This window comes from Clavibacter tessellarius, assembly GCF_001618005.1.
Classification (GTDB): domain Bacteria; phylum Actinomycetota; class Actinomycetes; order Actinomycetales; family Microbacteriaceae; genus Clavibacter; species Clavibacter tessellarius_A.
Genome location: NZ_LQXA01000013.1, coordinates 69,962 through 92,506, shown reverse-complemented (window position 1 = coordinate 92,506; position 22,545 = coordinate 69,962). Strand labels below are relative to the sequence as shown.

The 22,545-nt window shown below is 73.3% G+C and carries 27 protein-coding genes; 18 read left to right on the top strand and 9 right to left on the bottom strand.

The window, feature by feature from the left end; all coding sequences use genetic code 11:
• The first annotated feature begins 29 nt into the window (after positions 1 to 29).
• Positions 30 to 1,100 (top strand): Ku protein, encoded by a 1,071-nt coding sequence (locus tag AWH51_RS02680; RefSeq protein WP_063070587.1) that lies wholly within the window; start codon positions 30 to 32, stop codon positions 1,098 to 1,100.
• Positions 1,101 to 1,221: 121 nt separating this feature from the next.
• Complete coding sequence (locus AWH51_RS02675; RefSeq protein WP_063070586.1) at positions 1,222 to 1,422, top strand: hypothetical protein; 201 nt, start codon at positions 1,222 to 1,224, stop codon at positions 1,420 to 1,422.
• 12 nt (positions 1,423 to 1,434) lie between these two features.
• On the opposite strand, the gene AWH51_RS02670 is transcribed toward AWH51_RS02675, so the two are convergent.
• Positions 1,435 to 2,412: a DNA-3-methyladenine glycosylase family protein gene (locus AWH51_RS02670; RefSeq protein ID WP_063070585.1), complete on the bottom strand. Its 978-nt coding sequence runs from the start codon at positions 2,410 to 2,412 to the stop codon at positions 1,435 to 1,437.
• A 58-nt stretch (positions 2,413 to 2,470) separates the two neighbouring features.
• On the opposite strand from AWH51_RS02670, the gene AWH51_RS02665 reads away from it, so the two are divergent.
• From AWH51_RS02665 to AWH51_RS02640, 5 genes are all read left to right on the top strand, one after another.
• Positions 2,471 to 3,904, top strand: coding sequence for an FAD-binding oxidoreductase (locus AWH51_RS02665; protein WP_063070584.1), 1,434 nt, complete (start codon positions 2,471 to 2,473; stop codon positions 3,902 to 3,904).
• Positions 3,905 to 4,017: 113 nt separating this feature from the next.
• The gene (locus tag AWH51_RS02660; protein WP_063070583.1) at positions 4,018 to 5,223 is read left to right on the top strand and encodes a PrsW family intramembrane metalloprotease; all 1,206 of its coding nucleotides are present in this window, start codon (positions 4,018 to 4,020) and stop codon (positions 5,221 to 5,223) included.
• Between the two features lie 337 nt (positions 5,224 to 5,560).
• Positions 5,561 to 6,217 (top strand): hypothetical protein, encoded by a 657-nt coding sequence (locus AWH51_RS02650; RefSeq protein WP_063070581.1) that lies wholly within the window; start codon positions 5,561 to 5,563, stop codon positions 6,215 to 6,217.
• A 598-nt stretch (positions 6,218 to 6,815) separates the two neighbouring features.
• The gene (locus AWH51_RS02645; protein WP_131798096.1) at positions 6,816 to 7,139 is read left to right on the top strand and encodes a DUF6507 family protein; all 324 of its coding nucleotides are present in this window, start codon (positions 6,816 to 6,818) and stop codon (positions 7,137 to 7,139) included.
• Positions 7,136 to 7,882 carry a hypothetical protein gene (locus AWH51_RS02640; RefSeq protein WP_063070579.1) on the top strand — a complete coding sequence of 249 codons (747 nt, stop codon included), beginning with the start codon at positions 7,136 to 7,138 and terminating at the stop codon, positions 7,880 to 7,882. Before AWH51_RS02645 ends, AWH51_RS02640 begins: the two co-directional genes overlap by 4 nt.
• 154 nt (positions 7,883 to 8,036) lie before the next feature.
• Here the strand turns inward: AWH51_RS02640 and AWH51_RS16115 are convergent, their stop codons facing one another.
• Positions 8,037 to 8,348, bottom strand: a complete 312-nt coding sequence (locus tag AWH51_RS16115; protein WP_136954251.1) for a hypothetical protein — start codon at positions 8,346 to 8,348, stop codon at positions 8,037 to 8,039.
• On the opposite strand from AWH51_RS16115, the gene AWH51_RS02630 reads away from it, so the two are divergent.
• From AWH51_RS02630 to AWH51_RS02610, 5 genes are all read left to right on the top strand, one after another.
• A complete protein-coding gene (locus AWH51_RS02630) occupies positions 8,338 to 8,745 on the top strand; it encodes a hypothetical protein (RefSeq protein ID WP_063070577.1) in 408 nt (135 codons plus the stop codon). The genes AWH51_RS16115 and AWH51_RS02630 overlap by 11 nt on opposite strands.
• Complete coding sequence (locus AWH51_RS02625) at positions 8,742 to 9,548, top strand: hypothetical protein (RefSeq protein ID WP_063070576.1); 807 nt, start codon at positions 8,742 to 8,744, stop codon at positions 9,546 to 9,548. The genes AWH51_RS02630 and AWH51_RS02625 overlap by 4 nt, the downstream gene beginning before the upstream one ends.
• Before the next feature lie 166 nt (positions 9,549 to 9,714).
• Entirely contained in the window at positions 9,715 to 9,987 is a 273-nt protein-coding gene (locus AWH51_RS02620; RefSeq protein WP_063070575.1) for a DUF3072 domain-containing protein, read from the top strand.
• A 104-nt stretch (positions 9,988 to 10,091) separates the two neighbouring features.
• Positions 10,092 to 10,691 carry a recombinase family protein gene (locus AWH51_RS02615; RefSeq protein ID WP_063070574.1) on the top strand — a complete coding sequence of 200 codons (600 nt, stop codon included), beginning with the start codon at positions 10,092 to 10,094 and terminating at the stop codon, positions 10,689 to 10,691.
• A gap of 73 nt (positions 10,692 to 10,764) precedes the next feature.
• The gene (locus AWH51_RS02610) at positions 10,765 to 12,162 is read left to right on the top strand and encodes a D-alanyl-D-alanine carboxypeptidase/D-alanyl-D-alanine-endopeptidase (RefSeq protein ID WP_063070573.1); all 1,398 of its coding nucleotides are present in this window, start codon (positions 10,765 to 10,767) and stop codon (positions 12,160 to 12,162) included.
• A gap of 4 nt (positions 12,163 to 12,166) precedes the next feature.
• Here AWH51_RS02610 and AWH51_RS02605 read toward each other — a convergent pair whose 3' ends face one another.
• The 5 genes from AWH51_RS02605 to AWH51_RS02585 form a co-directional block, all read right to left on the bottom strand.
• Positions 12,167 to 12,829 (bottom strand): response regulator, encoded by a 663-nt coding sequence (locus AWH51_RS02605; protein WP_063070572.1) that lies wholly within the window; start codon positions 12,827 to 12,829, stop codon positions 12,167 to 12,169.
• Complete coding sequence (locus tag AWH51_RS02600; RefSeq protein WP_063070571.1) at positions 12,826 to 14,070, bottom strand: sensor histidine kinase; 1,245 nt, start codon at positions 14,068 to 14,070, stop codon at positions 12,826 to 12,828. Before AWH51_RS02600 ends, AWH51_RS02605 begins: the two co-directional genes overlap by 4 nt.
• Positions 14,071 to 14,151: 81 nt before the next feature.
• Positions 14,152 to 14,361 (bottom strand): DUF2945 domain-containing protein, encoded by a 210-nt coding sequence (locus tag AWH51_RS02595; protein ID WP_063070570.1) that lies wholly within the window; start codon positions 14,359 to 14,361, stop codon positions 14,152 to 14,154.
• Entirely contained in the window at positions 14,361 to 15,158 is a 798-nt protein-coding gene (locus AWH51_RS02590; protein ID WP_063070569.1) for an SDR family NAD(P)-dependent oxidoreductase, read from the bottom strand. Before AWH51_RS02590 ends, AWH51_RS02595 begins: the two co-directional genes overlap by 1 nt.
• Before the next feature lie 111 nt (positions 15,159 to 15,269).
• Positions 15,270 to 15,830 carry a Dps family protein gene (locus AWH51_RS02585; RefSeq protein ID WP_063070568.1) on the bottom strand — a complete coding sequence of 187 codons (561 nt, stop codon included), beginning with the start codon at positions 15,828 to 15,830 and terminating at the stop codon, positions 15,270 to 15,272.
• A gap of 244 nt (positions 15,831 to 16,074) precedes the next feature.
• Between AWH51_RS02585 and AWH51_RS02580 the strand changes: the two genes are divergently transcribed.
• The 5 genes from AWH51_RS02580 to AWH51_RS02560 are packed head-to-tail and all read left to right on the top strand — an operon-like array spanning position 16,075 to position 19,663.
• Positions 16,075 to 16,977, top strand: coding sequence for an SMP-30/gluconolactonase/LRE family protein (locus tag AWH51_RS02580; protein ID WP_063070567.1), 903 nt, complete (start codon positions 16,075 to 16,077; stop codon positions 16,975 to 16,977).
• A gap of 53 nt (positions 16,978 to 17,030) precedes the next feature.
• A complete protein-coding gene (locus AWH51_RS02575; RefSeq protein WP_063070566.1) occupies positions 17,031 to 17,597 on the top strand; it encodes a type 1 glutamine amidotransferase domain-containing protein in 567 nt (188 codons plus the stop codon).
• A 60-nt stretch (positions 17,598 to 17,657) separates the two neighbouring features.
• Positions 17,658 to 18,182 (top strand): hypothetical protein, encoded by a 525-nt coding sequence (locus AWH51_RS02570; RefSeq protein ID WP_063070565.1) that lies wholly within the window; start codon positions 17,658 to 17,660, stop codon positions 18,180 to 18,182.
• A gap of 9 nt (positions 18,183 to 18,191) precedes the next feature.
• Positions 18,192 to 18,809 (top strand): signal peptidase II, encoded by a 618-nt coding sequence (locus tag AWH51_RS02565; protein WP_063070564.1) that lies wholly within the window; start codon positions 18,192 to 18,194, stop codon positions 18,807 to 18,809.
• 20 nt (positions 18,810 to 18,829) lie between these two features.
• Positions 18,830 to 19,663 carry an aldo/keto reductase gene (locus tag AWH51_RS02560; RefSeq protein WP_063070563.1) on the top strand — a complete coding sequence of 278 codons (834 nt, stop codon included), beginning with the start codon at positions 18,830 to 18,832 and terminating at the stop codon, positions 19,661 to 19,663.
• Positions 19,664 to 19,735: 72 nt separating this feature from the next.
• Here AWH51_RS02560 and AWH51_RS02555 read toward each other — a convergent pair whose 3' ends face one another.
• On the bottom strand, positions 19,736 to 20,467 hold the full coding sequence (locus AWH51_RS02555; protein ID WP_063070562.1) for a M50 family metallopeptidase: 732 nt from the start codon (positions 20,465 to 20,467) through the stop codon (positions 19,736 to 19,738).
• Between the two features lie 102 nt (positions 20,468 to 20,569).
• Here AWH51_RS02555 and AWH51_RS02550 point away from each other — a divergent pair, with 102 nt between their 5' ends.
• Positions 20,570 to 21,097, top strand: coding sequence for an adenine phosphoribosyltransferase (locus AWH51_RS02550; protein WP_063070561.1), 528 nt, complete (start codon positions 20,570 to 20,572; stop codon positions 21,095 to 21,097).
• Positions 21,098 to 21,206: 109 nt separating this feature from the next.
• Here the strand turns inward: AWH51_RS02550 and AWH51_RS02545 are convergent, their stop codons facing one another.
• Entirely contained in the window at positions 21,207 to 22,478 is a 1,272-nt protein-coding gene (locus AWH51_RS02545) for a cobalamin-independent methionine synthase II family protein (protein WP_063070698.1), read from the bottom strand.
• Positions 22,479 to 22,545: the final 67 nt, after the last annotated feature.

The following is a 22,545-nucleotide window of genomic DNA, read 5'->3' as shown; positions in this document are numbered from 1 at the left end:
GCATGGCCCCGCGGGTGTTCACTCGACCCATGAGAGCCATCTGGAAGGGCGCCGTCACCTTCGGCCTCGTCAACGTGCCCGTGAAGGTCTACAGCGCGACGCAGGACCACGACGTCCCGCTGCACCAGGTGCACGACGCCGACGGCGGGCGGATCCGCTACCAGCGCCGCTGCGAGGTGTGCGGCAAGGTCGTCGACTACGCCCACATCGACAAGGCCTTCGACGACGGCGACCGCACGGTCGTGATCACGGAGGAGGACCTCTCCGCGCTGCCCGAGGAGAAGAGCAGGGAGATCGACGTCGTCGAGTTCGTGCCGAGCGACCAGGTGGACCCGGTGATGCTCGACCGCAGCTACTTCCTGGAGCCGGATTCGTCGAGTCCGAAGTCGTACGCGCTCCTGCGCCGGACGCTGCAGGAGACGGACCGCACGGCGATCGTGCACGTGACCCTCCGCCAGCGCACCCGGCTCGCGGCGCTGCGGGTGCGCGGCGACGTGCTCATGCTGCAGACGCTGCTCTGGGACGACGAGGTGCGCGAGGCCGACTTCCCGTCGCTCGACGCCGCGCCCAAGGTCTCGCCGCGGGAGCTCAAGATGTCGGCGCAGCTCGTGGAGGGGTTCGCGGAGGACTTCGACCCGTCGAGGTTCAGCGACGAGTACCAGGAGCAGCTGCGCGTGCTCATCGACGCGAAGCTCGCGCAGGGCGACTCCCTCGACACCGACGCGACCTTCGGGGAGGGTGACTCCGACGAGGAGGACGCGGGCGGCGAGGTGCTCGACCTCATGGACGCGCTCAAGCGGAGCATCGAGCGGAGCCGGGGTGGGGGATCCGGCGGGGGGAAGGCGCCGGCGCGCAAGGCGGGGGCGAAGGCGTCGGGGAAGGGGACCGCCGCGAAGGCGTCGGGGAAGGGGACCGCCGCGAAGGAACCGGCGGCGAAGGGATCCAGCGGGAAGCAGGCCGCCGCGAAGAAGTCCGCGGCCGAGGAGCCCGCCGCCAAGGAGCCCGCCGCGAAGAAGTCCCAGGCGGCGAAGTCCGTTCCGAAGAAGTCCCAGGCGGCGAAGTCCGCCCCGAGGAAGTCCGCCGAGAGGAAGAGCGCCTAGGCACAGCACGCGGTGGGGGACCCTGCGACCGGGGAGCGACCGGGGAGCGGCCGGGCACTGCCGGGCATACGGTGGAGGCGACCGCTGCCCCGCACGCGGCGACGACGCCACGAGGAGCCGCATGTCCGACGCGAAGAGCGCATCCCGAACGATCCTCATCGTGCTCCTGGGGGCGCTGGTCGCGTCGCTCGGAGCGCTCGCCGCAGGTCTGGCGGCTGGCGGCGCATCCGTCGTCGCGATCGGGAGCGTCATCGCGATGGCCCTCGTGCTCCTCGTCGTCATCGGCGGGCTGGGGGCGTCGGGCCGCCGTCGCGCACGCTGACGGATCGGGCGATCAGCCCGCCGCCGGCATCCCGTCGGTCATGACGCGCCAGAGGTGCAGGGTCGCGTAGGAGCGCCACGGCGACCACGCGGCCGCGCGCGCGTCGAGGGCGCGTGCCTCGTCGGGCAGGCCGAGGGCGGCCGCGCCGCGGCGGACGATGAGGTCGCCCGACAGGAGCACGTCGGGGGAGCCGAGCGCGCGCATCGCGACGTAGTCGGCGGTCCAGGGGCCCACGCCATGGAACGCGACGAGGGCGGCCCGGAGCTCGGCGCGCGGCATGCCGTGCGCGATCACCAGCTCTCCCGTCTCGAGGGCCTCGGCGAGTCGGATCAGCGTCGCCGTGCGCCGCGCGGGTCCGCGCAGGAGCTCCGCGCCGTCGCGCGCGATGCGGGCGGCCGACGGCATGAGGCGCGTGACGGATCCGTGCGCCACCGACGCGGGCAGGTCCTCGCCGAGGTCCGCCGTCATGCGGCCGTGGGTGGCGCGGGCGCTGGCGACGGAGATCTGCTGGCCGACGATGGTGCGGAACAGGGTGGAGCGCGGATCCAGCGTGCCGGGGATGCGGAGGCCGGGCGTCGCGCGGACGGCCGCGGCGAGCGCCGGGTCGCGGGCGAGGTCGGCGTCGATGCGTGCGGAGTCCACGTCGAGGCCGAGGAGGCGGCGCGTTCCGGCAAGGAGCTCGGCGGCGTCGGCCGGATGCTCGACGCGGGTGGTCACGTCCAGGCGGGTGGTCGCGTCGGTCGCGTCGTCGCGCGGCTCGGCGTCGAGCAGCCGCACCGTCACCGTCCCCGAGCCGTGCGCGAGCCGGGCCGACTGCGTGAACGACGTGTCGTCGCCCTCCTCGGCGCCCGCGACGGCGTGCCAGGAGAGGAAGCGGATCACGCCGCCACCGTCGAAGGGCGCGGGCACGGCGATCGTCGTGCGGGCGACGTGCGCCGGCGCGACCGGTCCGCGGGCGGCGGCGGGCGCGGCGGCGCCGGGGGAGTCCATGCGCCCAGCCTGCCCGACGCCGCCGACCGCGGCCGGCGCGCGACCTAGGGTGGATCGCATGATCGACGACGCCGTGATCCGCACCGCCCCTGCGTCCGAGTCGGCGCCCGCAGACGCCGTCCGCGCCGAGCTCGTCGCCGCCCTCGGCGACGTCGTCGTCACCGACGCCGCGTCCCTCGAGGAGGCGCGCTCCGACCGGTCGGGCTACCGCAGCCCCGCGGATCCGATCGCCGTCGTCCGCGCGACGGAGGTGGACCACGTCGTCGCGACCCTCCGCATCGCGAGCGCCACCGGCACGTCCGTCGTCACGCGCGGCGCAGGGACGGGCCTCGCGGGCGGGGCGACGGCCACCGCGGGCGAGATCGTGCTGTCGGTGCGGGGCATGGACCGGATCCTCGAGGTGAGCGAGGCCGACGAGCTCGCCGTCGTGGAGCCCGGCGTCCTCAACGACGACCTCAACGCCCGGCTGGCCCCGCTCGGCCTCTGGTACTCGCCGGATCCCGCGAGCAAGGCCATCTCCACCATCGGCGGCAACATCGCCACCAACGCCGGCGGCCTGCTCTGCGCCAAGTACGGCGTGACGCGTGAGGCGGTGCTCGCCCTCACGGTCGTGCTCGCCGACGGCCGCGTCATCGAGACCGGGCACCGCACCGTGAAGGGCGTCACGGGCTACGACCTCACGGCGCTGATGATCGGCTCGGAGGGCACGCTCGGCGTCATCGTCCGCGCGACCGTGCGCCTCCGACCCCTGCCGACCGCGACGCCGTCGACCGTCGCCGCCTTCTTCCCCGACGCGACCCAGGCGGCGGCCGCGTCATCCGCCATCACGGCCGCCCGGATCCGCCCGGCCGCCATGGAGCTGATCGACGCCGGTGCGCTCGAGGCCATCGACGCGTTCCTCGGCACCGACCACTCCTCCCGCGGATCCGCGCACCTCCTCGTCCGCTGCGACGGCCCGGACGCCGCCGACGAGGCCGCGCGCGTGGTCGAGGTCGTCGTCGCGGGCGGCGGCACGGCCGACGTGACCGACGACGCCGACGAGGGCGAGCGCCTCCTCGCGATCCGCCGCGCGTTCCACCCGGCGCTCGCCGCCCGCGGACGCGTGCTCATCGAGGACGTGGCCGTGCCGCGGTCGCGCCTCGCCGACATGCTCACGCGGATCCGCGAGATCGAGCGGGAGACCGGCCTCGCCATCCCCACCGTCGCGCACGCCGGCGACGGCAACCTCCACCCGAACTTCTGCATCCCGGAGGACCCGACCACGCCCGACGGCGACGCGACCGGCATCCCGGACGACGTCTGGCGCGCGGCCGACCTCCTCTTCCGCGCGGCCGTCGACCTCGGCGGCACGCTCACGGGGGAGCACGGCGTGGGCCTCCTCAAGCGGCGCTGGCTCGCCGACGAGCTGGGCGACGACGTCATGGGGCTGGCCGCCGGGATCCGCCGGGTGTTCGACCCGCAGGGGATCCTCAACCCCGGCAAGGCGGCCTGATCGCGAGATCCGCGAGCCCGCGACGGCCGCATGTCCGCGGGCGTCGTGGCCCCGGGCGGCCGCCGATCCCGTCGGTAGGCTGGCGACGCCGATCCGCCGAAGAGAGGGCCGTCGTGACCGACCCGTCCGTCCCCGTGACCGTCCACCGCCCGTCGCCCTCCTCGCTGCCGCGCCACATGGAGCTCCCCGCGCCGCATGGGCCGCGCCGCATCACCGCGTCGGCTCTGCTCGGCGTCGTGGGCGTGGCCGTGCTGCTGCTCGTCGGCTTCGTCGTCGCCGCCTACCTCGTGCTGAGCCTCGGGATCCAGGCCGTCGCGATCTGCGCCCTCCTCGCCCTCGTCCCGCTCGCCGGCGTGCTGCTCGCGATCCGCTGGGTCGACCGCTGGGAGCCCGAGCCGCGCCTCGCGCTCCTGTTCGCGCTGCTCTGGGGCGCCGCCGCGTCGGTCGCCATCGCGCTCGTCTTCGACCTCGTCGCGCAGTACGCGCGCCTGGCGATCGGCGTGCCCACGCGCTATACGGAGTTCCTGCAGCTGTCGGTGCAGGCGCCGCTCGTGGAGGAGTCGGCGAAGGCCGTCGGCCTGCTCCTCATCTTCTGGGTGGCCCGCCGCCACTTCGACGGGCCGGTCGACGGCGTCGTCTACGGCGCCACCATCGCGGCCGGCTTCGCCTTCACGGAGAACATCGTGTACTTCGGCGGCCCGCTCGTCTCCGGCACGACCGGCACCCTCGTGGGCACCTTCGTCATGCGCGGCCTGTTCTCGCCGTTCGCCCACGTGACCTTCACCATGATCACCGGCATCGCCATCGGCTACGGCGCCCGCCGCGGCCAGGGCGCCGCCCTCGGCTTCGGCGCGATCGGGCTGGTCGGCGCCATCGTGCTGCACGCGCTCTGGAACACGGGCGTCACCATCACGGGCGACTTCCTCTCCTTCTACGTGCTTCTCCAGGTGCCGATCTTCGCCTTCCTCGTGGCGGTCGTGATCCTGCTGCGCCGGTACGAGATCCACCTCACCCGCCGCCGCCTCCGCGAGTACGCGGCCGTCGGCTGGTTCACGCCCGCCGAGGTCGAGATGCTGAGCACCTGGCAGGGCCGGCGCCGCGCGCGGCTGTGGGCGCGCACCCGCGGCGGCGACGCCGGCCGGGCCATGAGCCTCTTCACGCGCGACGCGACGCGGCTCGCCTTCGCGCGGCAGCGGATGCTCTCCGAGCGGCCCGCGGCATCCGGCCGCTCCGAGGCGGGGCACCTCGACGACGAGCGGCGGCTGCTGCGGGCGGTCACCGACCACCGGGAGGCGCTGCTGCGCGGCGGGCGGCGCTGACCCGCCCTCCCGCCGCGCCGACCGCCGCGGGCGATCTGAGCGGTGTGGGGGGGGGCTTGCCGGAGCCGTTGTCCGATTTCGTGGTGTTCCCTGCTCTGGGGTTCGCGGGTCTGAGCCTGCTGGGCATGGTGTGGTTGCCGCGTCCGTTCCTGCCGCGGTGGTACATCGCCCAGATGGGATTGGAGTGCGGCTCGACGCGGAAGAAGGCCGCCATCTCCGGGTCCAGGATGGGGCATCCTCCGTCGCGGGGGCCGCTCGGGGAGGTTCTCGGCGGTGACGCGGAGAAGGGTGTGCACGGTCGCACGCACGAACCCCGAAGGGATGGAAGGCTTCGCGGGTGAAGTCACTCGTCTTGCTCGTCGCGCATCCCTTGTCCTCCAGCGCCGCGGCTGGCGCGGTGGTCGCTGATGGGCACCGTGACCCCTCCGACTTCGTGATTTTCTTCGTCGTGGGCGGGATCTTCGCCGCAATCGGGGCTCTGGCCTTCTCCGGCGTCTGGCGGGGGTGGGCAGGGAGGTTCCGGATCTACCGGGTATTGCCTGTGGCGTTCGGCTGGATGGGCGTGGGGTTTTTGGTGACCGGCGTGGGAGGAGTTCTGCCGCAGCCGGTCTCTGATCCCGTGTTGTACGCGGGTCTCGCGTTCGCGGGCCTCAGCTTTGTGGGGATGGCCTGGTTGCCGCGTCCGTTCCTGCCGCGGTGGTACAAGGTCCAGATGGGGCTGGACCCCGGAGCGTCGCGGAAGAGGATCGTCGCCTCCGTGGCGGAGAAAGGCACGCCGCCGTTGAGTGGCCCGCTCGGTGAGGATCTCGGCGGCGGCGAGGAGAAGGGATTCGCGGCGGCGTCGCGGCTGGGCGGGGTCGTCGGAGGGGCGGTACGCGAGGCCCCGGCCAGTCACGTGGGTCCGTCGGACGGCGCCGCGGACGCGGCCTCCCGCCCGACGCCACCGAACGGTGAGGCTCGCGAATGCAAGTCCGGCGAGGACGCGCATTCGTGACTCGGGTGTGACGGCGCTCGGTCGGCGGATGGTGTTCGCGCTCGGACATCGGAATTCGACGCGGATGCACGCTTTGCGCGTCGTCGCTCCTGTCCTGGTCGCCGCGCTCTCCGCTCCTCACCTCTCGTCGGCGACAGCCTCTCCCGGCCCGGGGGTCTCCTGTTCCGCAGGTAGCGCGCTGCTGGGCGCGCTCTTCATGAGTCTCAGCCCGGAAGCTCCGGTCGCGCGGTCCAGTTGGCGAGGATCTCGGGGCTAGACCGCACGCGGGTTCATCGCTGCGTCCGGGCATCCGGCCGCTGAACACATGAGCATCGGGCTCTGACGCACCTGCGGGGAATAGGCGCGCGGATTTCTAACACCTGTGGGGATCTGCCCGTGTCCTCCACGCTCGATCCATCGCATGTCACCGTCCGCATCGGAACGTTCACGAACCCTGCTCCCGTCGCCAGGCGCGTCGCCTGCGCTGCAGTCCAGCGCGCGCGCCGCGCGGCGCCGAGCGGCCGGCCCCTGGTGAACGTCCATCAGCTGCCCCAACGCTCCCACCAGTCGCGCGTGCGCTCCTTCGGCCCGGTGGCGTGCGCCAGCAGGGGGTGACGGCATGACGCCGCCAGTGAGCGGCAACGGCTGGCGCATCGACCCCGCAGCCGCGGGGTCAGCCATCGCCGACGCCAAGATGGGCATCTCGGGTCTGGATGATGTGGCGACGGCTGCTCAGGCGGCGATCGACGCGGCCTCAGCGATCGCGGGGCCGAAGACCGCGGCCGCGCTCGCGAGGCTCGCCCGCAACCCCTTCCTCTCGCAGATCCAGAAGGTCAGGAGTGGCGTCGAGCAGGCGGCCGACCAGACGAAGCTCGCCCTCGATGCGTATGTCCAGGGAGACGAGGAGATGGCGTCCCACTCCGCAGAGGGGATAGGACGGTGACCCGCCCCGACATCGCAATTGTGCCGAGCTCGGCCGCAATCGAGTCAGCAGCCGCGGGCTTCGACAAGCTCGGTCCGGCGGTGGACGACGTCATGAACACGGTGAAGGGGGCCTGGTCTCGGTTGTCCGTAGCCGACGTGTTCGAGACGCCCGACTCCGATCACGCTTTCAGCGCCCTGTCCGGCCCCACGACTCTCTCGTCGACGATAGGTCAGGACGCAGCCGCTGTGAAGAAGGCGCTGAATGACTACGCCTCGGCTCTCGCCGACCTGGAGAGGCGAAGGAGTGCTCTCGTCGAGGAACATGCCTTGTTGGATCTCATGCTGCTGGCTGGCCCCGTCCCCGCTGCGTCCGCAGGGACACCGGCTAGCGACAGCTATCGCTCGAAGCCGCTCCAGCAGCAATTCGACCTCGATGCGCGCGTGACGCAATTCAACGAAGCGGTGGAGCAGGCGGACGTGGACTGCGCCATCGCGCTGGTCAAACTGGGCCGGGATACCGAGACGCAGGTGACCAACGCCGCTCAGCAGGTCGGCATGGTAATGGACGATCCCCGTGTGGTCTTCGGGCAGGGGATCGTGACGAAGGGTCTCTACGTGTCGACGGAGATCAAGCCCACCTTCCAAGCCATCCTGGAGGCGAAGGCCTCCGGTCAGGCGCTGTTCAAGGTCTCGCCGCCCGACCTGAAGCAATTGGGTCGCGACGTGGTGAAGGCGTTGAACCCCTTCGGCGGGGGGGCCTGACCATGCCGTTGAGAGCACGGCTGGCGATTGGGGTCGAAGGCTGGGGGTAGCGGGGACCGTCGTATCCGGCGTGACCACCTTCGCGGACGAGATGAGCAAAGACGAGGCACGGCATCCCGATTGGAATGAGGGGACGCGTGTGGCCCGTGCGGGTCTACACGCTGTTGTGAAGACCGCCGGCGCTGCCGTGGGCGCAGAAATCGGCTCTGGCGTCGGGCAGGCTGTGGGCATCGCTGTCGGGGAGGCGATATTCCCGCTCGGAGGGGGCTTGATCGGCGGGTTCGTCGGCGGCGTCCTCGGCGGGGCCATCGGCGGCGAGATCGGAGGGGACATCGCCGGATCTGCGATGGATAAGGCGGACTCGTGACCACTGATGCCGAGATGACGAATAGACGGGAAGAGCGCACATGACGACGAACTGGATACCCGTCGAAGCACCACTGATCACGATGGGGATGCCCACCACGTGGGAGATCCTCGAGACGGGCGACGACCGCGTGGTCGTCATCGCCGAACCGCAGAGGAAGGACGCCACCTTCCGAGCGAACGCCGTGGTCCTCGTGCGGGAGTCGACCGAGACGATCGTCGAGCTCGGCGCCCGCTGCATCGCCCAGGCGCACGCGTACTCCGGCTGGTCGCACGTCTACTCCGACATGGAGTGGAACCGCGACGACGCCATGGGCCGCGTCGTGCACTACCTCTACGAGGCGTCCGGCGTGTGCGTGGCGGTCGCCCAGTACGTGTTCTCGACCGGGTCGCGCTCGATCGAGGTCACGGGGAGCTGCGACGTGGTCGATCTCCTGGCGTACGACGAGATGTTCAACATGATCGCCAGCTCGACCGAGATGAGGGTGCACGCATGACCGGGACACCGCTCGACCTCGCGGCCATGGAACGCATCGGTCACGGCGTGCAGCTCGAGCTGCTCACCGGCGTCGGCGCATCCCAGCCCTTCCCCCCGAGCGAGCTGACCATGAGCGCTGCCGCCTGGGAGCAGCTCGCGACCCTCCGCACCCGCGGGGTGTTCGCGCGTGTCGACAGCGGCTCCGCGCAGATGGTCGAGCTCCGCGAGCTCGGCCTGGTCTCCGCCTCCGGCGGCATGACGCCCGAGGGGGAGTCGCTGCTCGCGGTGCGGTCCCAGGCGAAGACGCTCTTCGGCGCCACGGCAGACACCGGGGGTCGCCACACGACCTTCAACAGCTGGTACGCGGGAGCCGACGCGCTCGTCGCGGCGCAGCGGATCGACGACGCCGGGTCGACGGTCGTGTCCCTCCACCGCACCACGCGGTCCGTCTCGCTCGGGCTCCTCACCTCGTGGCTGCGCCTGGGACCCGCCTGGTCGCTCGCCCACGGGGACGAGGTCGACGAGCACGACGCCGACCTCATCCAGCGCCGCGTCGATGCCGCGCCCGGGCAGGAGCCCGCGGTGCCGGCAGACGCGAGCTGGGTCACGAGACGCGCCTGGGCGGCGGGGGAGTGGACGCGCTACGCGGTCGTCTCGCCGGCGCTCGCGAAGAAGGCGGAGCAGATCCGCACGGGGGACGTCGGCTGGTTGCGCCCGGAGCCGACCTCGGTCGGGCGCGTCCGTCTGGTCCCCATCAACTCGGTGCGCCTCATGTACAACATCGTCGAGCTCTTCCAGGACACGGTGCGCCTCACCCGGTGAGGCGCGCGAGATCGGCCCGCCTCGCCGGTGGATCGAGCTGGTCGGCCTCGGCGCGCCCCGCCCGTCGCGGGCGCTAGCCGCTCGGTGTCGATCGTCTGCCGCCCGGCCGGTCGAGCGTCGGGGGTCGCGAGTAGCGTCAGAATCACGACCACGAGGAGACACGACCATGAGCGATGCCAACCAGGACACCACCGGCGACAAGGAGATGCTCGGCTCCTCCACGCCCACGCCGCCCCAGAGTGCCGAGAAGGACCCGAGCACGTGGGTCACGGGCGACGAGCCGATGACGGGTGCGCAGCGCAGCTACCTCGACTCGCTCGCCACGCAGGCCGGCGAGGAGATCCCCGCCGACCTCAACAAGGCGGAGGCGAGCGAGCAGATCGAGCGCCTGCAGGAGAAGAAGGACACGGCCTCGCCGCAGTCCGACGACGCGAGCTGATCCGCGCGTGAGCGGACGGGCGGGCGCCTCAGAGGCGTCCGCCCGTCGCGCGCTCGGCTGAGGGGGAGGCAGGAGCAGGGGGAGAGCATCGTGAGGGACGGCGCATGACCACGCTGGTGGGATACGCGCGCGTCGCGCGCGCCGACGAGTCGTACCAGGACCAGGTCGACGCCCTCGACGCCGCGGGCTGCGAGCGCATCTTCGTCGACGTCGCCGCGGGCCCGAAGGCCGCGCGTCCGAGCCTGCAGGACGCCCTCGACTACCTCCGCGAGAACGACGAGCTGCTCGTCGTGAGCCTCGATCGGCTGGGGCCGGGATCAGCCGACGTCGTGCGGATCCTCAACGGGCTCGAGGCGCGCGGCATAGCCTTCCGCGCCATCCGCGACGGGCTGGAGGCCGGCACCGCCGCCGGGCGCGGCCTCTTCGCGGTCACGCTCGCGTTGGCCACCGTGGACGCGACCGCGGCTGAGGAGAAGCACCGCCGCCGACCGGCCGAGCCCGCCGCGGCACCCGCGCCGACGGCACCCGCCCCGCCATCGCTGCCCAAGGGCATCACGCGGCGGAAGCTTATGATCGCCGTCGAGGAGCGCTCCAAGGGCCGCGACACCGCCGAGATCGCGCGCGTGCTCGACGTGAGCGAGCGCGTCGTCACGCGTGCGCTCGCCTGGGCGGAGTCGGGGCGGCAGGGCGGGCTGCTGCGCTGATGCCGCGTGTCCGCCCACGCGAATCGTCCGCGCGGCGGAGGCGGGCAGCCTCCGCATTTCCTACCCTGGGGACATGACCGGATCCCAGCCCGCGCCCGTGCGACGGTCGCCGCGCCCCAGCTCGCGCGTCGCCCGGCGACGGCGGGCGCTCCTCGCGGCCGTGGTCGCGACCGCCGTCGTGGGCGCCGGCGTCGCCACGGGGATCATCCCGTCGCCGGTCGGCGGCGCCTCCGCGGATCCCGCCGGCTGCACGGTCGAGGCGCTGACCGGCGGCTGGTCCACCGGCACGCTGCACCTCTCCGCGGCGGAGGTCGACCGCGGCGCGGGTGCGACCCTGGCGGACGTGCGCGGCGACGTGCCCGCCCCCACCGCCAGCACCATGAAGGTCCTCACGGCGGCGGCGGCCGTCGAGGCGCTCGGCCCGGACCGGCGCATCGCCACGCGCGTCGTGCAGGGCGCGCGCGCCGACACGGTCGTCCTCGTGGGCGGCGGCGACCCCACGCTCAGCCGTCTGCCGTCGGGCACCGACGGCGTCTACCCGGGCGCCCCGCACCTCGACGACCTGGCGCGGCAGGTGCTCGACGCCCGGCGCGCCGACCCCGACACCGCCGGCGTGCCCGTCCGCCGCCTCCAGGTCGACAGCAGCCTCTTCACCGGTCCCGCCTGGCTGCCGGAGTGGCCGCTGGAGGCCCGGCGCGGCGGATCCATGTCGAACATCACCGCGCTCATGGTCGACGGTGACCGCGACGACCCGGCCGAGCCCTACTCGCGCCGGGGTGACGCGGCCGTCGCGCGCGCGGCGGACGCGTTCGCGGAGCTGCTCGGCGACGGCAACGGCGACGGCGTCGCGACCGACGGCCCGCTCGTGACCGCGCCCGCCGGAGCCGCCGTGCTCGGCACCGTCGAGTCCGTGCCCGTGCGCGACCTCGTGGGCCACATGCTCACCCACTCCGACGACACGCTCGCCGAGACCCTGGCGCGGCTCGTCGCGATCGAGACGGGCGCCGGGAGCGCCGCGACGGACATCCGGAGCGGCACGCCCACCGCCCTCGCCGCGCTCGACCTGCCGATGGACGGCGTCGTGCTCATCGACGGCTCCGGCCTGTCCGACGGGAACCGGGTTCCCGCGCTCCTCCTCACGCGGCTCATGGTGCGGATCGCGCAGCACGTCGACGACCTCGCGATCGTCGACGCCGGTCTCGCCGTCGCCGGCCGCACCGGCACCCTCGCGGAGGGCGGCCGGTTCACGGGCGAGGCCGACGCGGCGGCCGGGCGCATCCGCGGCAAGACCGGCACGCTCGAGCGGATGCACGGTCTCACCGGCATCGCGGACGCCGAGGACGGCACCGAGGTCGACTTCACGATCTGGGCGGAGGACGTGGATCCGTCGGTCCCGGCGGAGACCGCGCGCGCCGAGATCGACGCCCTCGCGACCGAGGTCCACCGCTGCGGCGGCGCGCTCGGCGGCTGATCCGCTACGCCCCCGAGCGCTCCACGAGCCGGTGGTCGTGCGCGTACACGACGAGCTGCACGCGATCCCGGAGCGCCAGCTTCGCGAGGATGCTGCTCACGTGCGTCTTCACGGTCGACTCGCTCACGAACTCGAGCGCGGCGACCTCCGCGTTCGAGAGGCCGCGCGCCACGTGCCCGAAGACGTTCTTCTCGCGCGCGCTCAGCGACCGGAACGCGGGCGGCGCCGGGGGAGCGGGCGCGGCGGCGGCGTCGGACGTGAACAGCTGCGTGAGCTCGTCGGGCGCCAGCACGGCGCTGCCCGCGTGCACGGCGCGGATGGCCGCCGCGAGGAAGGCGGGCGTCGCGTCCTTGAGGAGGAAGCCGCTCGCGCCGCCGCGGATCGCGGTGGCGGACGCGCGGTCGAGCGCGAACGTGGTCAGCACGATGACCCGCGGCGGCTCGGCGCGCGAGCCGCCGAAGAGCGCGCGCACGGTCTCGAGGCCGTCCATCACGGGCATCCGCATGTCGAGCAGCACGACGTCGGGTCGCAGCTCGTCGATCACCGCGAGGCCCTCCCGTCCGTCGCCGGCCTCGCCGACGACCTCGAGGTCGGGCTGGGCGTCGAGGGCGACGCGCACGCCGCCGCGGAACAGCTGCTGGTCGTCGACGAGCACGATGCGGATCACGGGCGGCCTCCCGGCACGGGCATGGAATGGGCGGATGGCAGGGGGATGCGCGCGCGGGCGGTGAACAGGTAGTCGACCGCCTCGGCCTCGAGGTCGCCGCCGACGGCGGCGAGGCGGGCGCGCATGCCCTCGACGCCGGTGCCGAGCCGCAGCGACTCGAGGCCGAGCGGGCCGGCGCGGTCGGGCACGGCACCCGGCGGGACGACGGGGTTCTCGACCTCGAGCACCACGTCGGCCGCGCGCCACGTCTCGCGGAGGCGGATGCGGCCGCCGGCGGCGCCGTGCCGCATCGCGTTGGTGGTCATCTCCTGCGCGACGCGGCGCAGGACGACCTGGCGCGCCGGATCCACGGCCCGGCGCTGCCCGCGCACCTCGTGTACGAGGTCGACGCCGGCGGCCCGCACCTGCGCGACGACCGCGTCGAGGTCCTCGGGCCCGTCGTCGCCGTCGGCCGTGCTCGTGCCGCTCAGCACCTCGCGCACCTCCGCGAGCGAGCGCCGCGCGGTGTCGGCGATGGTGGCGGAGACGCCGCGGATCCGCTCCTCGTCGTCGAGGAACTGCACCGAGTCGGCCTGCGCGATGATCACCGCGAGCGAGTGCCCGACGATGTCGTGCACGTCGCGCGCCATGCTCGCCCGCAGCGTCTCGGCCTGCGCGAGGTCGACGGCCTTCACGGCGGTGTCCTCGGCCTGCACGCGGAGGCGCGACTCCGAACTGCGGGCGCGGACCACACGGATCACGAGACCCGTCAGCCACGCGAGCAGCAGCATCAGGACCGGGGCCGCGACGAAGATCATGGCGCCGAGGCCGCCCGGGCTGATGAGGAGCGAGTAGCGGGCGCCCGTGTGCAGCAGGTACACCGTGGCCATGGCACCCCCGACGACGGCGGAGGCGGCGCCCAGCACGGCCGTCGCACGCGACCCGCGCCGAGCGGTCGAGTACAGCACGAGGAGGAGGGCGAGGTCCGCGAAGCCGGGGCGCTCACCCACGTGCCACTGCGCCAGCGCCATGACCCAGGCCAGCGCGAGCGCCGCGCCGGGGTACACGGAGCGCACGACGACCGCCAGGAGCATGAGGACGGCGACGTGGAGACCCGCCTCCTGGACGTCCACCGGCGGGTTCACGGCGATGCCCGCGAGCACGAGGCCGACGACCACGTCCACGAACAGCTCCACGCCGTCGCGGTGCCGGGGTGCGCGCGGCGTGCGTGCGCGCGTCGCGTCGGCGGTCCCGGTGTCCATCGGCCACAGCCTAGGCGCGGGGATCCGGCCGGGTCGCCCCTCGCGGGTACCGGTCGCCGGTACCCGCGGGGGAGGCCGCGCCTACTTCCTCTTCGTCAGCGCGGATCCCTTGTGGGCCGCGGTCGTGCCGGACTTGTCGCTCTCCACGATGTACGCGGGCTCGTCGCCCGATGCCGTGAAGTGCTGGCCGTCGTGCTGGAAGTCCTTCGTCTTCTCCTCGACGACCTTCCCGTGCGTCTCGCCCTGGGGCGTGTTCCAGGTGACGCGGTCGCCCTTCGACAGGCCGGCCATCAGATCGTCGCCACCGATCCGGAGTCGACGCGGTAGTTGGATCCGTTCACGAACGACGCGAGGTCGGAGCAGAGGAACGCGACGACGTTCGCGACCTCGGCGGGCTCGCCGCGGCGCTTCAGCTCCATGTAGGGGCGCTCCTCGTCGAGGAACGACTCGATCGCGTCCTCCGTCGAGGTGCCCAGCTGGTCGGCGCGCTTCTCCATCATCGCGTCGGTCATGGGCGTGTGGATGAAGGCGGGCGACACCGCGTTCACGAGCAGGCCCTCCTTCGCGTAGCTGCGCGACAGGCCCTTCGACAGCGCGAGGATCCCGGCCTTGGCGGCGCAGTAGGGGAGCTCGTCGTCGTACGGCTGCACGGCGTCCTCGGAGGCGAGGAACACGATCCGGCCCCAGCCGCCCTTCCGGAGCGACGGGAGGAACCGCTTCACGAGGCGTACGGGTCCGAGGAGATCCACCTCGATGGTGTTCGTCCAGCCCGCGTCGTCGATCTCGTGGAAGAGCCCCTGCGCGCCGGTGATGCCCGCGGACTGCACGAGGATGTCGATGTCGCCGACGGCCTCCTGCACCTTCTCGTGCAGCGCGTCGAGCGAGGCGACGCTCGTCACGTCGGCCGCGAACGCGTGCACGCGGTCGCCGCCGTCGAGCTTCGCAGCGGCCTCGTCGAGCGCGCCCTGGTCCTGGTCGCTGAGGACGACGGTGGCGCCCTCCGCGAGGAGGATGCGGGCGGTCTCCCACCCGATCCCCGAGTCGGCGCCCGTGACGAGCGCGGTCTTCCCTGTGATGCCGAGATCCATCTCGGTCTCCTCACTGCCCCTCGGGAGGGGCGTCATCGTGATGCGTGCGGACATGACGAGGGCCGCACCTGGTGGCGCGGCCCTCGGATCGTGATGTGCGTGCTGCTCGCGCTACTCGGCGGCGGATCCGACGCGGCGGTTCTCGGCGGAGACCATCCACGCGTACTGCTCGAGCGCGGTGATGAAGCCGTGGAGCAGGTCCGCGGTGGTCGGGTCCTCCTCGTCGACGTCGTCGTGGACCTCGCGCATGGTGTGCACGGCGGCCTCGAGGCGCTGGGTCACGAGGTCGACGGTCTCGGCGGTGTCCACCTCGCCCTGCGGGTACTCGGGGAGCGTCGTGGTCTCGGCGACGGTGTCGCTGCGGCCGTCGGGCGTGGCGTGCAGGGCGCGCATCCGCTCGGCCAGGTCGTCGCTGAACTCGCGCGCCGACTCGATGATCTCGTCGAGCTGGAGGTGCAGGTCGCGGAAGTTCTTGCCCACGACGTTCCAGTGCGCCTGCTTGCCCTGGATGTGCAGCTCGATCAGGTCGACGAGCACCTTCTGCATGTTCTCGTGCAGCTGCTCGCTGGCCTTGAAGCCGCGCTCGGCGTTCTGGCGCTTGGTGGGCTTGGAGCCCTCGGGCTGGGTGGCCTTCGCGGATGCGCTGGTGGGGCGTTCGACGGTCGTGGTCATGTGCGACTCCTCGGTTCTCGTTCTCGTGGGGTCGGGGGTCTCCCGATCCGTGCGGCGCGGCGTCCGGTGGGACGGGCCCGCGTGGGCCGGGCGCGCGTTCGCGCGACGTCCGGCCTGCCTTCGACGGTACGCCCGCCGGATCCGTGTCGCACGAACGGTGAGTGCGCTCACAGTGCGCGTCCAGCGAGGGCGGCCGGCGCTTCGCTCGACGGACGAGCGGCCCCCCGGGTGCTTGGCTGGATCCATGAGCGCCCTCACCTCCGACCTCCGCGTCCTCCGCGACGCCCGCGCGATCCTCGTCGAGAGCCTCTGGTGGGATCCCGCCGGCGACGTGATGTGGAACGACATCACGGCCGGCACGCTGCACCGGAGCCCGTGGACGGGCGCGGTCGACGGATCCGACGACACGGTCCTCGAGCTGCCGCCGCCGCTGGCGTCCTTCCAGCCGGCCGACGACGGCGGCTACGTCGCGGGGCTCGGCGACCGCATCGTGCTCGTCGACCGGGAGGGCCGCATCACGCGCGAGCTCGCGCACGTGCGGCACGCGCACGACGGCATCCGGATGAACGAGGGCAAGGTCGATCCCCGCGGCCGCTTCGTCATCGGATCCATGGACGTCACCGAGGGCGAGCCCGACGCGGCGATCTACTCGATCGACGGCTCCGGCACCCTGCGCACGCTCCTCGGCGGCTTCGCCATCACCAACGGCTTCGAGTGGACGGACGGTGGCCGCACGATGATCCTCACCGACACGTCCGAGAAGACGGTCTACCGCGCGCCCTACTCCGCCGACGGCGAGCTGGGGGAGCCGGAGCGCTGGATCCACGGCGAGATGAGCGACGGCCTCACCCTTGACGTCGACGGCTACGCGTGGAACGGGATCTACGGCGCGGGCAAGGTCGTCCGCTGGGCGCCCGACGGCACGAAGGACCTGGAGATCCAGATCCCGGCGCCGAACGTCACGTCCGTGGCCTTCGCCGGCCCCGACCTCCGCACCCTCGTGATCGGCACCGCACGGGAGAACCTCACGGAGGAGCAGCTCGAGGAGCACCCGCTCTCGGGCGGCGTCTTCGCGATCGACACCGCCGTCTCTGGACGCCCTGTGAACGTCTTCCGCACCGCGGTCGCCGGCGGCGCGCGAGCGTAGCGTCGAACGCGCCGTCCGACCGGGCGGCACCACTCTCACGAGGAGGAACGCACATGACCGGAGAGAGCATCCAGGGCCGCAAGGTGGCCTTCCTGCTGACGGACGGCTTCGAGCAGGTCGAGTTGACGGAGCCGTGGAAGGCCGTGCAGGAGGCCGGCGGCACGCCCGTGCTGGTGTCCCCGAAGTCGGACACCGTGCAGGGCCTGAACCACATCGACAAGGCGGACACGTTCGACGTGGACGTCCAGGTGAAGGACGCCGACGCGTCCGAGTACGACGGCCTCGTGCTGCCCGGCGGCGTCGTGAACGCGGACGACCTCCGCGTCGACGCCGACTCGGTCGCGTTCGCCAAGGCCTTCTTCACGGCGGGCAAGCCCGTCGCGTCCATCTGCCACGCGCCGTGGATCCTCATCGAGGCCGGCGTGGTCGACGGCCGCCGCATGACCTCGTACCCGACCCTCGCCACCGACATGCGCAACGCGGGCGCCGAGTGGGTCGACGAGGAGGTCGTGGTCGACAGCGGCTTCGTCACGAGCCGCAACCCCGACGACCTGCCCGCCTTCAACGCGAAGCTGATCGAGGAGATCGCCGAGGGCGAGCACGACGAGCAGCACGCCTGACCCGTCGGCCGGACCGGTCTGCCCGACCCGGGCGAACCGCCGCGCACCTAGGGTGAGGGCGTGACCACGCCCTCGCCCGACGCGCGCTTCCGCCAGACCACACCCGCCCCGCGCGCGATCCGCGTCGTCGGGCTCGCGGTCGCGGCGCTGGGTCTCGTGGTCGTCGTCGCCACCGGCGGAGGCGTCCTCGGGATCGTCGCGGGTCTCGTGCTGCTGGCGGCGGGCGCGGTGGTCGGGTCGTTCCGCATCCGCATCACGCTGGATCCCGACGAGGTCGAGGTCGCGCTGGTGCCGGTGAAGCGCATCCGGATCCCGTACGCGGCCATCGCGGACTGCACGGTCGTCGACCACCTCCGGCCGCGGTCCGTCCGCGGCATCGGCGTCCGCGCCCTCCCGGGCGGGGGAGCCGCGGTCCTGCTGGACGCCGGCCCCGCCGTGTCGATCGAGTCGGCCGACGGCACGCGCCACCTCGTCCGCAGCACGTTCCCGCGGGAGGCGGCCACGCGGATCCGCGACCGCGCCGCCGCCGCGCCCGTCGCCGACGCGGACGGCAGCCCGGAGGATCCGGCCGCGACCACCGCCTAGGCTCGTCGCGTGACCACCGCACCCCCCGCCGCACGCCGTCCGCGCATCTCCCGCCCCGTCGTCGTGGCGCTCGCGGCGGTCGTCGTGGTCGTGGGCTTCGTGCTCGACCAGATCAGCAAGCGCTGGGCCGTGGACTCCCTCGGCGGCGGCCGGCAGATCGAGCTCGTCCCGACGGTGCGGTTCGCCCTCGTCTACAACCCCGGCGTCTCCTTCGGCATGGGCGCCGAGGTGGGGCCGCTGCTCACCGTCGGCATCATCGGGCTCGCGCTCGGCCTCGCCGTCTGGGTCGGCTGGCAGATCCGCCACCGCGCCTCGACGCTCCAGGTGCTGCTGCTCTCCGCGGTGCTCGCCGGCGCGCTCGGCAACCTGTTCGACCGGATCACGCGCGCCGAGGACGGGCCGCTGTCGGGGCACGTCGTCGACTTCATCGCCGTCGAGTGGTTCGCCGTCTTCAACGTGGCCGACATCCTCACCGTCTGCGGCATGATCGCGTGGGCCCTCGGCACCGTCTTCGGGCGCGATCCCGAGGCCGATGCCCGTGAGGCCGGGGAACAGGACGAGGCGGACGACGCGTCCGCCGACGACGCCGCGGCCGGTGCCGGATCCGCCCCCGTCGACCGCGCCTGACCCGGGCGTAGCGTGAGGGGATGACCACGATCCCCACACTGGAACTGTCCGACGGGAACCGCATCCCCGCCATCGGCCTCGGCACGTACGGGCTCAACGACGACGCGGGTGCCGACCTCGTCTCCGGCGCGATCGGCGCCGGCTACCGCCTGCTCGACACGGCCCTCAACTACGGCAACGAGGCCGCGGTAGGCGAGGGGATGCGCCGCTCGGGCGTCCCGCGGGAGGAGCTCTTCCTCACCACCAAGCTGCCCGGCCGCCACCACGGCTACGAGGAGACGCTCGCGTCCTTCGAACAGTCGCGCGCGACGCTCGGCGTCGACCACGTGGACCTGTACCTCATCCACTGGCCGAACCCCAGCGTGGACAGGTACGTCGACAGCTGGCGCGCGTTCGTCGAGCTGAAGGAGCGCGGCCTCGTCCGCTCCATCGGCGTCTCGAACTTCACGCCCGCGCACCTGCAGCGCCTCGAGGACGAGACGGGCGTGCTGCCGGTCGTCAACCAGGTCGAGCTGCACCCGACCTTCACCCAGGCCGACCTCCGCGCCGAGCACGCGCGCCGCGGCATCGTGACCGAGAGCTGGTCGCCGTTCGGCACGCGCGAGCAGCTCATGCGGGACCCGCACGTGGTCGCCGCCGCCGAAGCGCACGGCGTGACGCCCGCGCAGGCGGTGCTCCGCTGGCACATCCAGTCCGGCGCCCTGCCCATCCCGCGGTCCACGGACCCCGAGCGCCAGCGCACCAACCTCGACGTCTTCGGCTTCGAGCTGAGCGAGGAGGAGGTGCGTCTCATCGGATCCGGCCCGCAGTCGCGCCTCTGGGACGGCGACCCGGACACGCACGAGGAGATGTAGGTCCCGTCCTCCCGCGGCCGCCGCGTCCCCGGGGCGCGGCGGCCGCGTCGCGTGCGGGGCGGGCGGATCGCGTCAGGCGCCGAGGAGCGCCGGGATCCCGAGCAGCAGCACCCCGCCGACGAGGCAGGCGGCCGCGACGACGAGGAGCACGCCGACCCACAGGATCCCGGGCAGGTGCGTCAGCCGCCCGAGCTGGTCGGCGTCGGACGCGTCGCCACCCCGCCGGGAGCGGGCGCGCTGCAGCTCGAGGGTCGCCCGGAGCGCGCCGAGCAGCAGGAACGACGCGAGCGCGTGCGCCGCGACGCCCTGCACGACGACCGGCGCGACCCCGGCGATCACCCCGACCACCACGCCCGCCACCAGGCACGACCACAGGCCGAACCAGTTGCGCACCTGGATCACGACGAGCGCCAGCAGCACGAGCCACAGCCAGAGCACGGCGGCGGAGCGCCCCTGGCCGGCGAGCCAGGCGGCGCCGAGGCCCGCGAGCGCGGGCGCCGGGTACCCCGCGAGCAGCGTCACGACCATGCCCGGCCCGCGCGGTCGGCCGACGCTCACGGTGAGGCCAGAGGTGTCGGAGTGCAGCCGGATCCCGGCGAGCCGCCTCCCGCTCAGCGTCGCCGCGAGCCCGTGGCCGCCCTCGTGCACGATCGTCACGGCGTGCCGCGTGATCCGCCAGGCCGGCGGCACGAGGACGAGCGCCGCGGCGAGCGCGACGGCGACGAGCGCCGGTCCCGCCTCGAGCGGCGCCTCGACGGCGGTCGCGCGCGCGACGAGGTCGCGCAGGATCTCGACGGGGTCCATGGGCTCCTCGGGTCGATGCGGGTGCGGGCGGTCGGGGCGCGCCCAGCCCACCACATCCACCTGGCGGACGGCCGCTGCCCCGCCACCGACTACCGTTGTCGGGTGCCTGACACCCCCGTCTCCGACCTCGTCGCGTCCCTGCTGCTCACCGTCCCGGACTTCCCCCAGTCGGGGATCCTCTTCCGCGACCTCACTCCCGTGCTCGCCGACGGCACCGCCCTCCGCGCCGTGGTCGACGACCTCGTGGCCGTCGGCGGCCCCGTCGATGCGGTCGCGGGCGTCGAGGCGCGCGGCTTCCTGCTCGCCGCGGCCGCCGCCTACGCCTCCGGCGTCGGCACCCTGGCGGTGCGCAAGGCCGGCAAGCTCCCCGGCGAGGTGCTGCGCGAGTCCTACGACCTGGAGTACGGCGAGGCGGCCATCGAGCTGCACCCGGGCCAGCTCATGCCGGGATCCCGCGTGCTGCTCCTCGACGACGTCCTCGCGACGGGCGGCACGCTCCAGGCCGCCGCCCGCCTGCTGGAGCGCGCCGGCTACGAGGTCGCCGGCATCGGCGTGGTGCTCGAGCTCGACGGCCTCGGCGGCAGGGAGCGGTTGGTCGGCCACGACGTGCACGCCATCCTCACGCTCTGACGCGACGCCACGAGTCGCGCCCCACGAGTCGCGCGCCACGTGACACGCGACACGCGACGACGGAGGGTCGGGCGCACCACGCGTCCGGCCTCCCGTCGTCCCGCGGCGCTCAGCGCCAGAGCCGCCGGGTCGCGATCTCCGCCCCCTGCGCCAGGCTCTCCAGCTTCGCCCACGCGATCTGCGGGTGGATCCGCCCGCCGAGCCCGCAGTCGGTCGACGCGATCACGCGCTCCCGCCCCACGAGCCGCGCGTAGCGCTCGATCCGGTCGGCCACGAGCTCCGGGTGCTCGACCACGTTGGTCGCGTGCCCCACCACGCCCGGCACGATGACCTTGCCGTCCGGCAGCTCCACGTCCTCCCACACGCGCCACTCGTGCTCGTGCCGCGCGTTCGCGCCCTCGAACGAGTACGCGCCCGCGTCGATGTCGAGCATCGTCCGCACGATGTGCCGGAACTCGATGTCCGTCGTGTGCGGCCCGTGCCACGAGCCCCAACACAGGTGGAAGCGGATCCGCTCCTGCGGAAGCCCCCGCAGCGCGTGGTTGAGCGCCTCCACGCGGATGCGCGTGAACGCCAGGTAGTCCTCCACGCTCGGCTCCGGGTTGATCTGGTCCCAGTTCTCCGCGATGGACGGGTCGTCGATCTGCAGCACGAGCCCCGCGTCGATGATCGCGACGTACTCCTCGCGCATCGCGTCCGCGCACGCCCAGATGAACTCCTCCTCGGTCGCGTAGTGCTGGTTCCCGATGCGCGACGCGCTGCCGGGGGAGAGGGACGTGATGAACCCCTGCTCGTACCCGTTCTCGTCGAGCGCGTGGCGCAGGTGCGCGATGTCCGCCTGGATCGCCGCGTGGCCCGTGTAGGCGACCGGGCCGGTGGCGCTCGGGAAGTCGAGGGGCGCGTCGCCCACCGTGATGCCGCTCGACGGGTCCCCGTAGGCGTCCGCGAAGATCGTCCAGTCGCGGCGGTCGGGGAACGTCGTCAACCGCACGTCGCCGGGTGAGCTGCGCACGGGCTCGGAGGAGAACGGGCCGCCGGGCACGAGCTCCAGGCCGCTGAGCCGCTGGAACGAGTACGACCACCAGGCGCCGTAGTCGATCGCGCTCGACATGGCCTTGCCGTACTCGCCGTCGCCGGGGAGGGCGATCCCGACCTCGCGCTGGCGGGAGACGAGGCCGTCGACCGCGTCGGCGAGGACCTCGTCGAGGCCGTCGGCGGGCGGGGCGTCCGGCCCGGCGTCCGGCCCGGCGCCGTCCGCGTCCGATGGCGGCACGGCGGCCTTCCGCGCCGCGGCGCGGGCGGCGTTGGCGGCGATGAGCGCGTCCGTGCGCGGCAGGCTGCCGGCGTGCGACGTCAGGATCCGATCGGTGCTGTCGAGCATGGGGACCTCCGCGGGTCTCTCGTGCCGTCGGACGGCCTGCACGACCGTCCGCGGCGAGCGGGTGAGG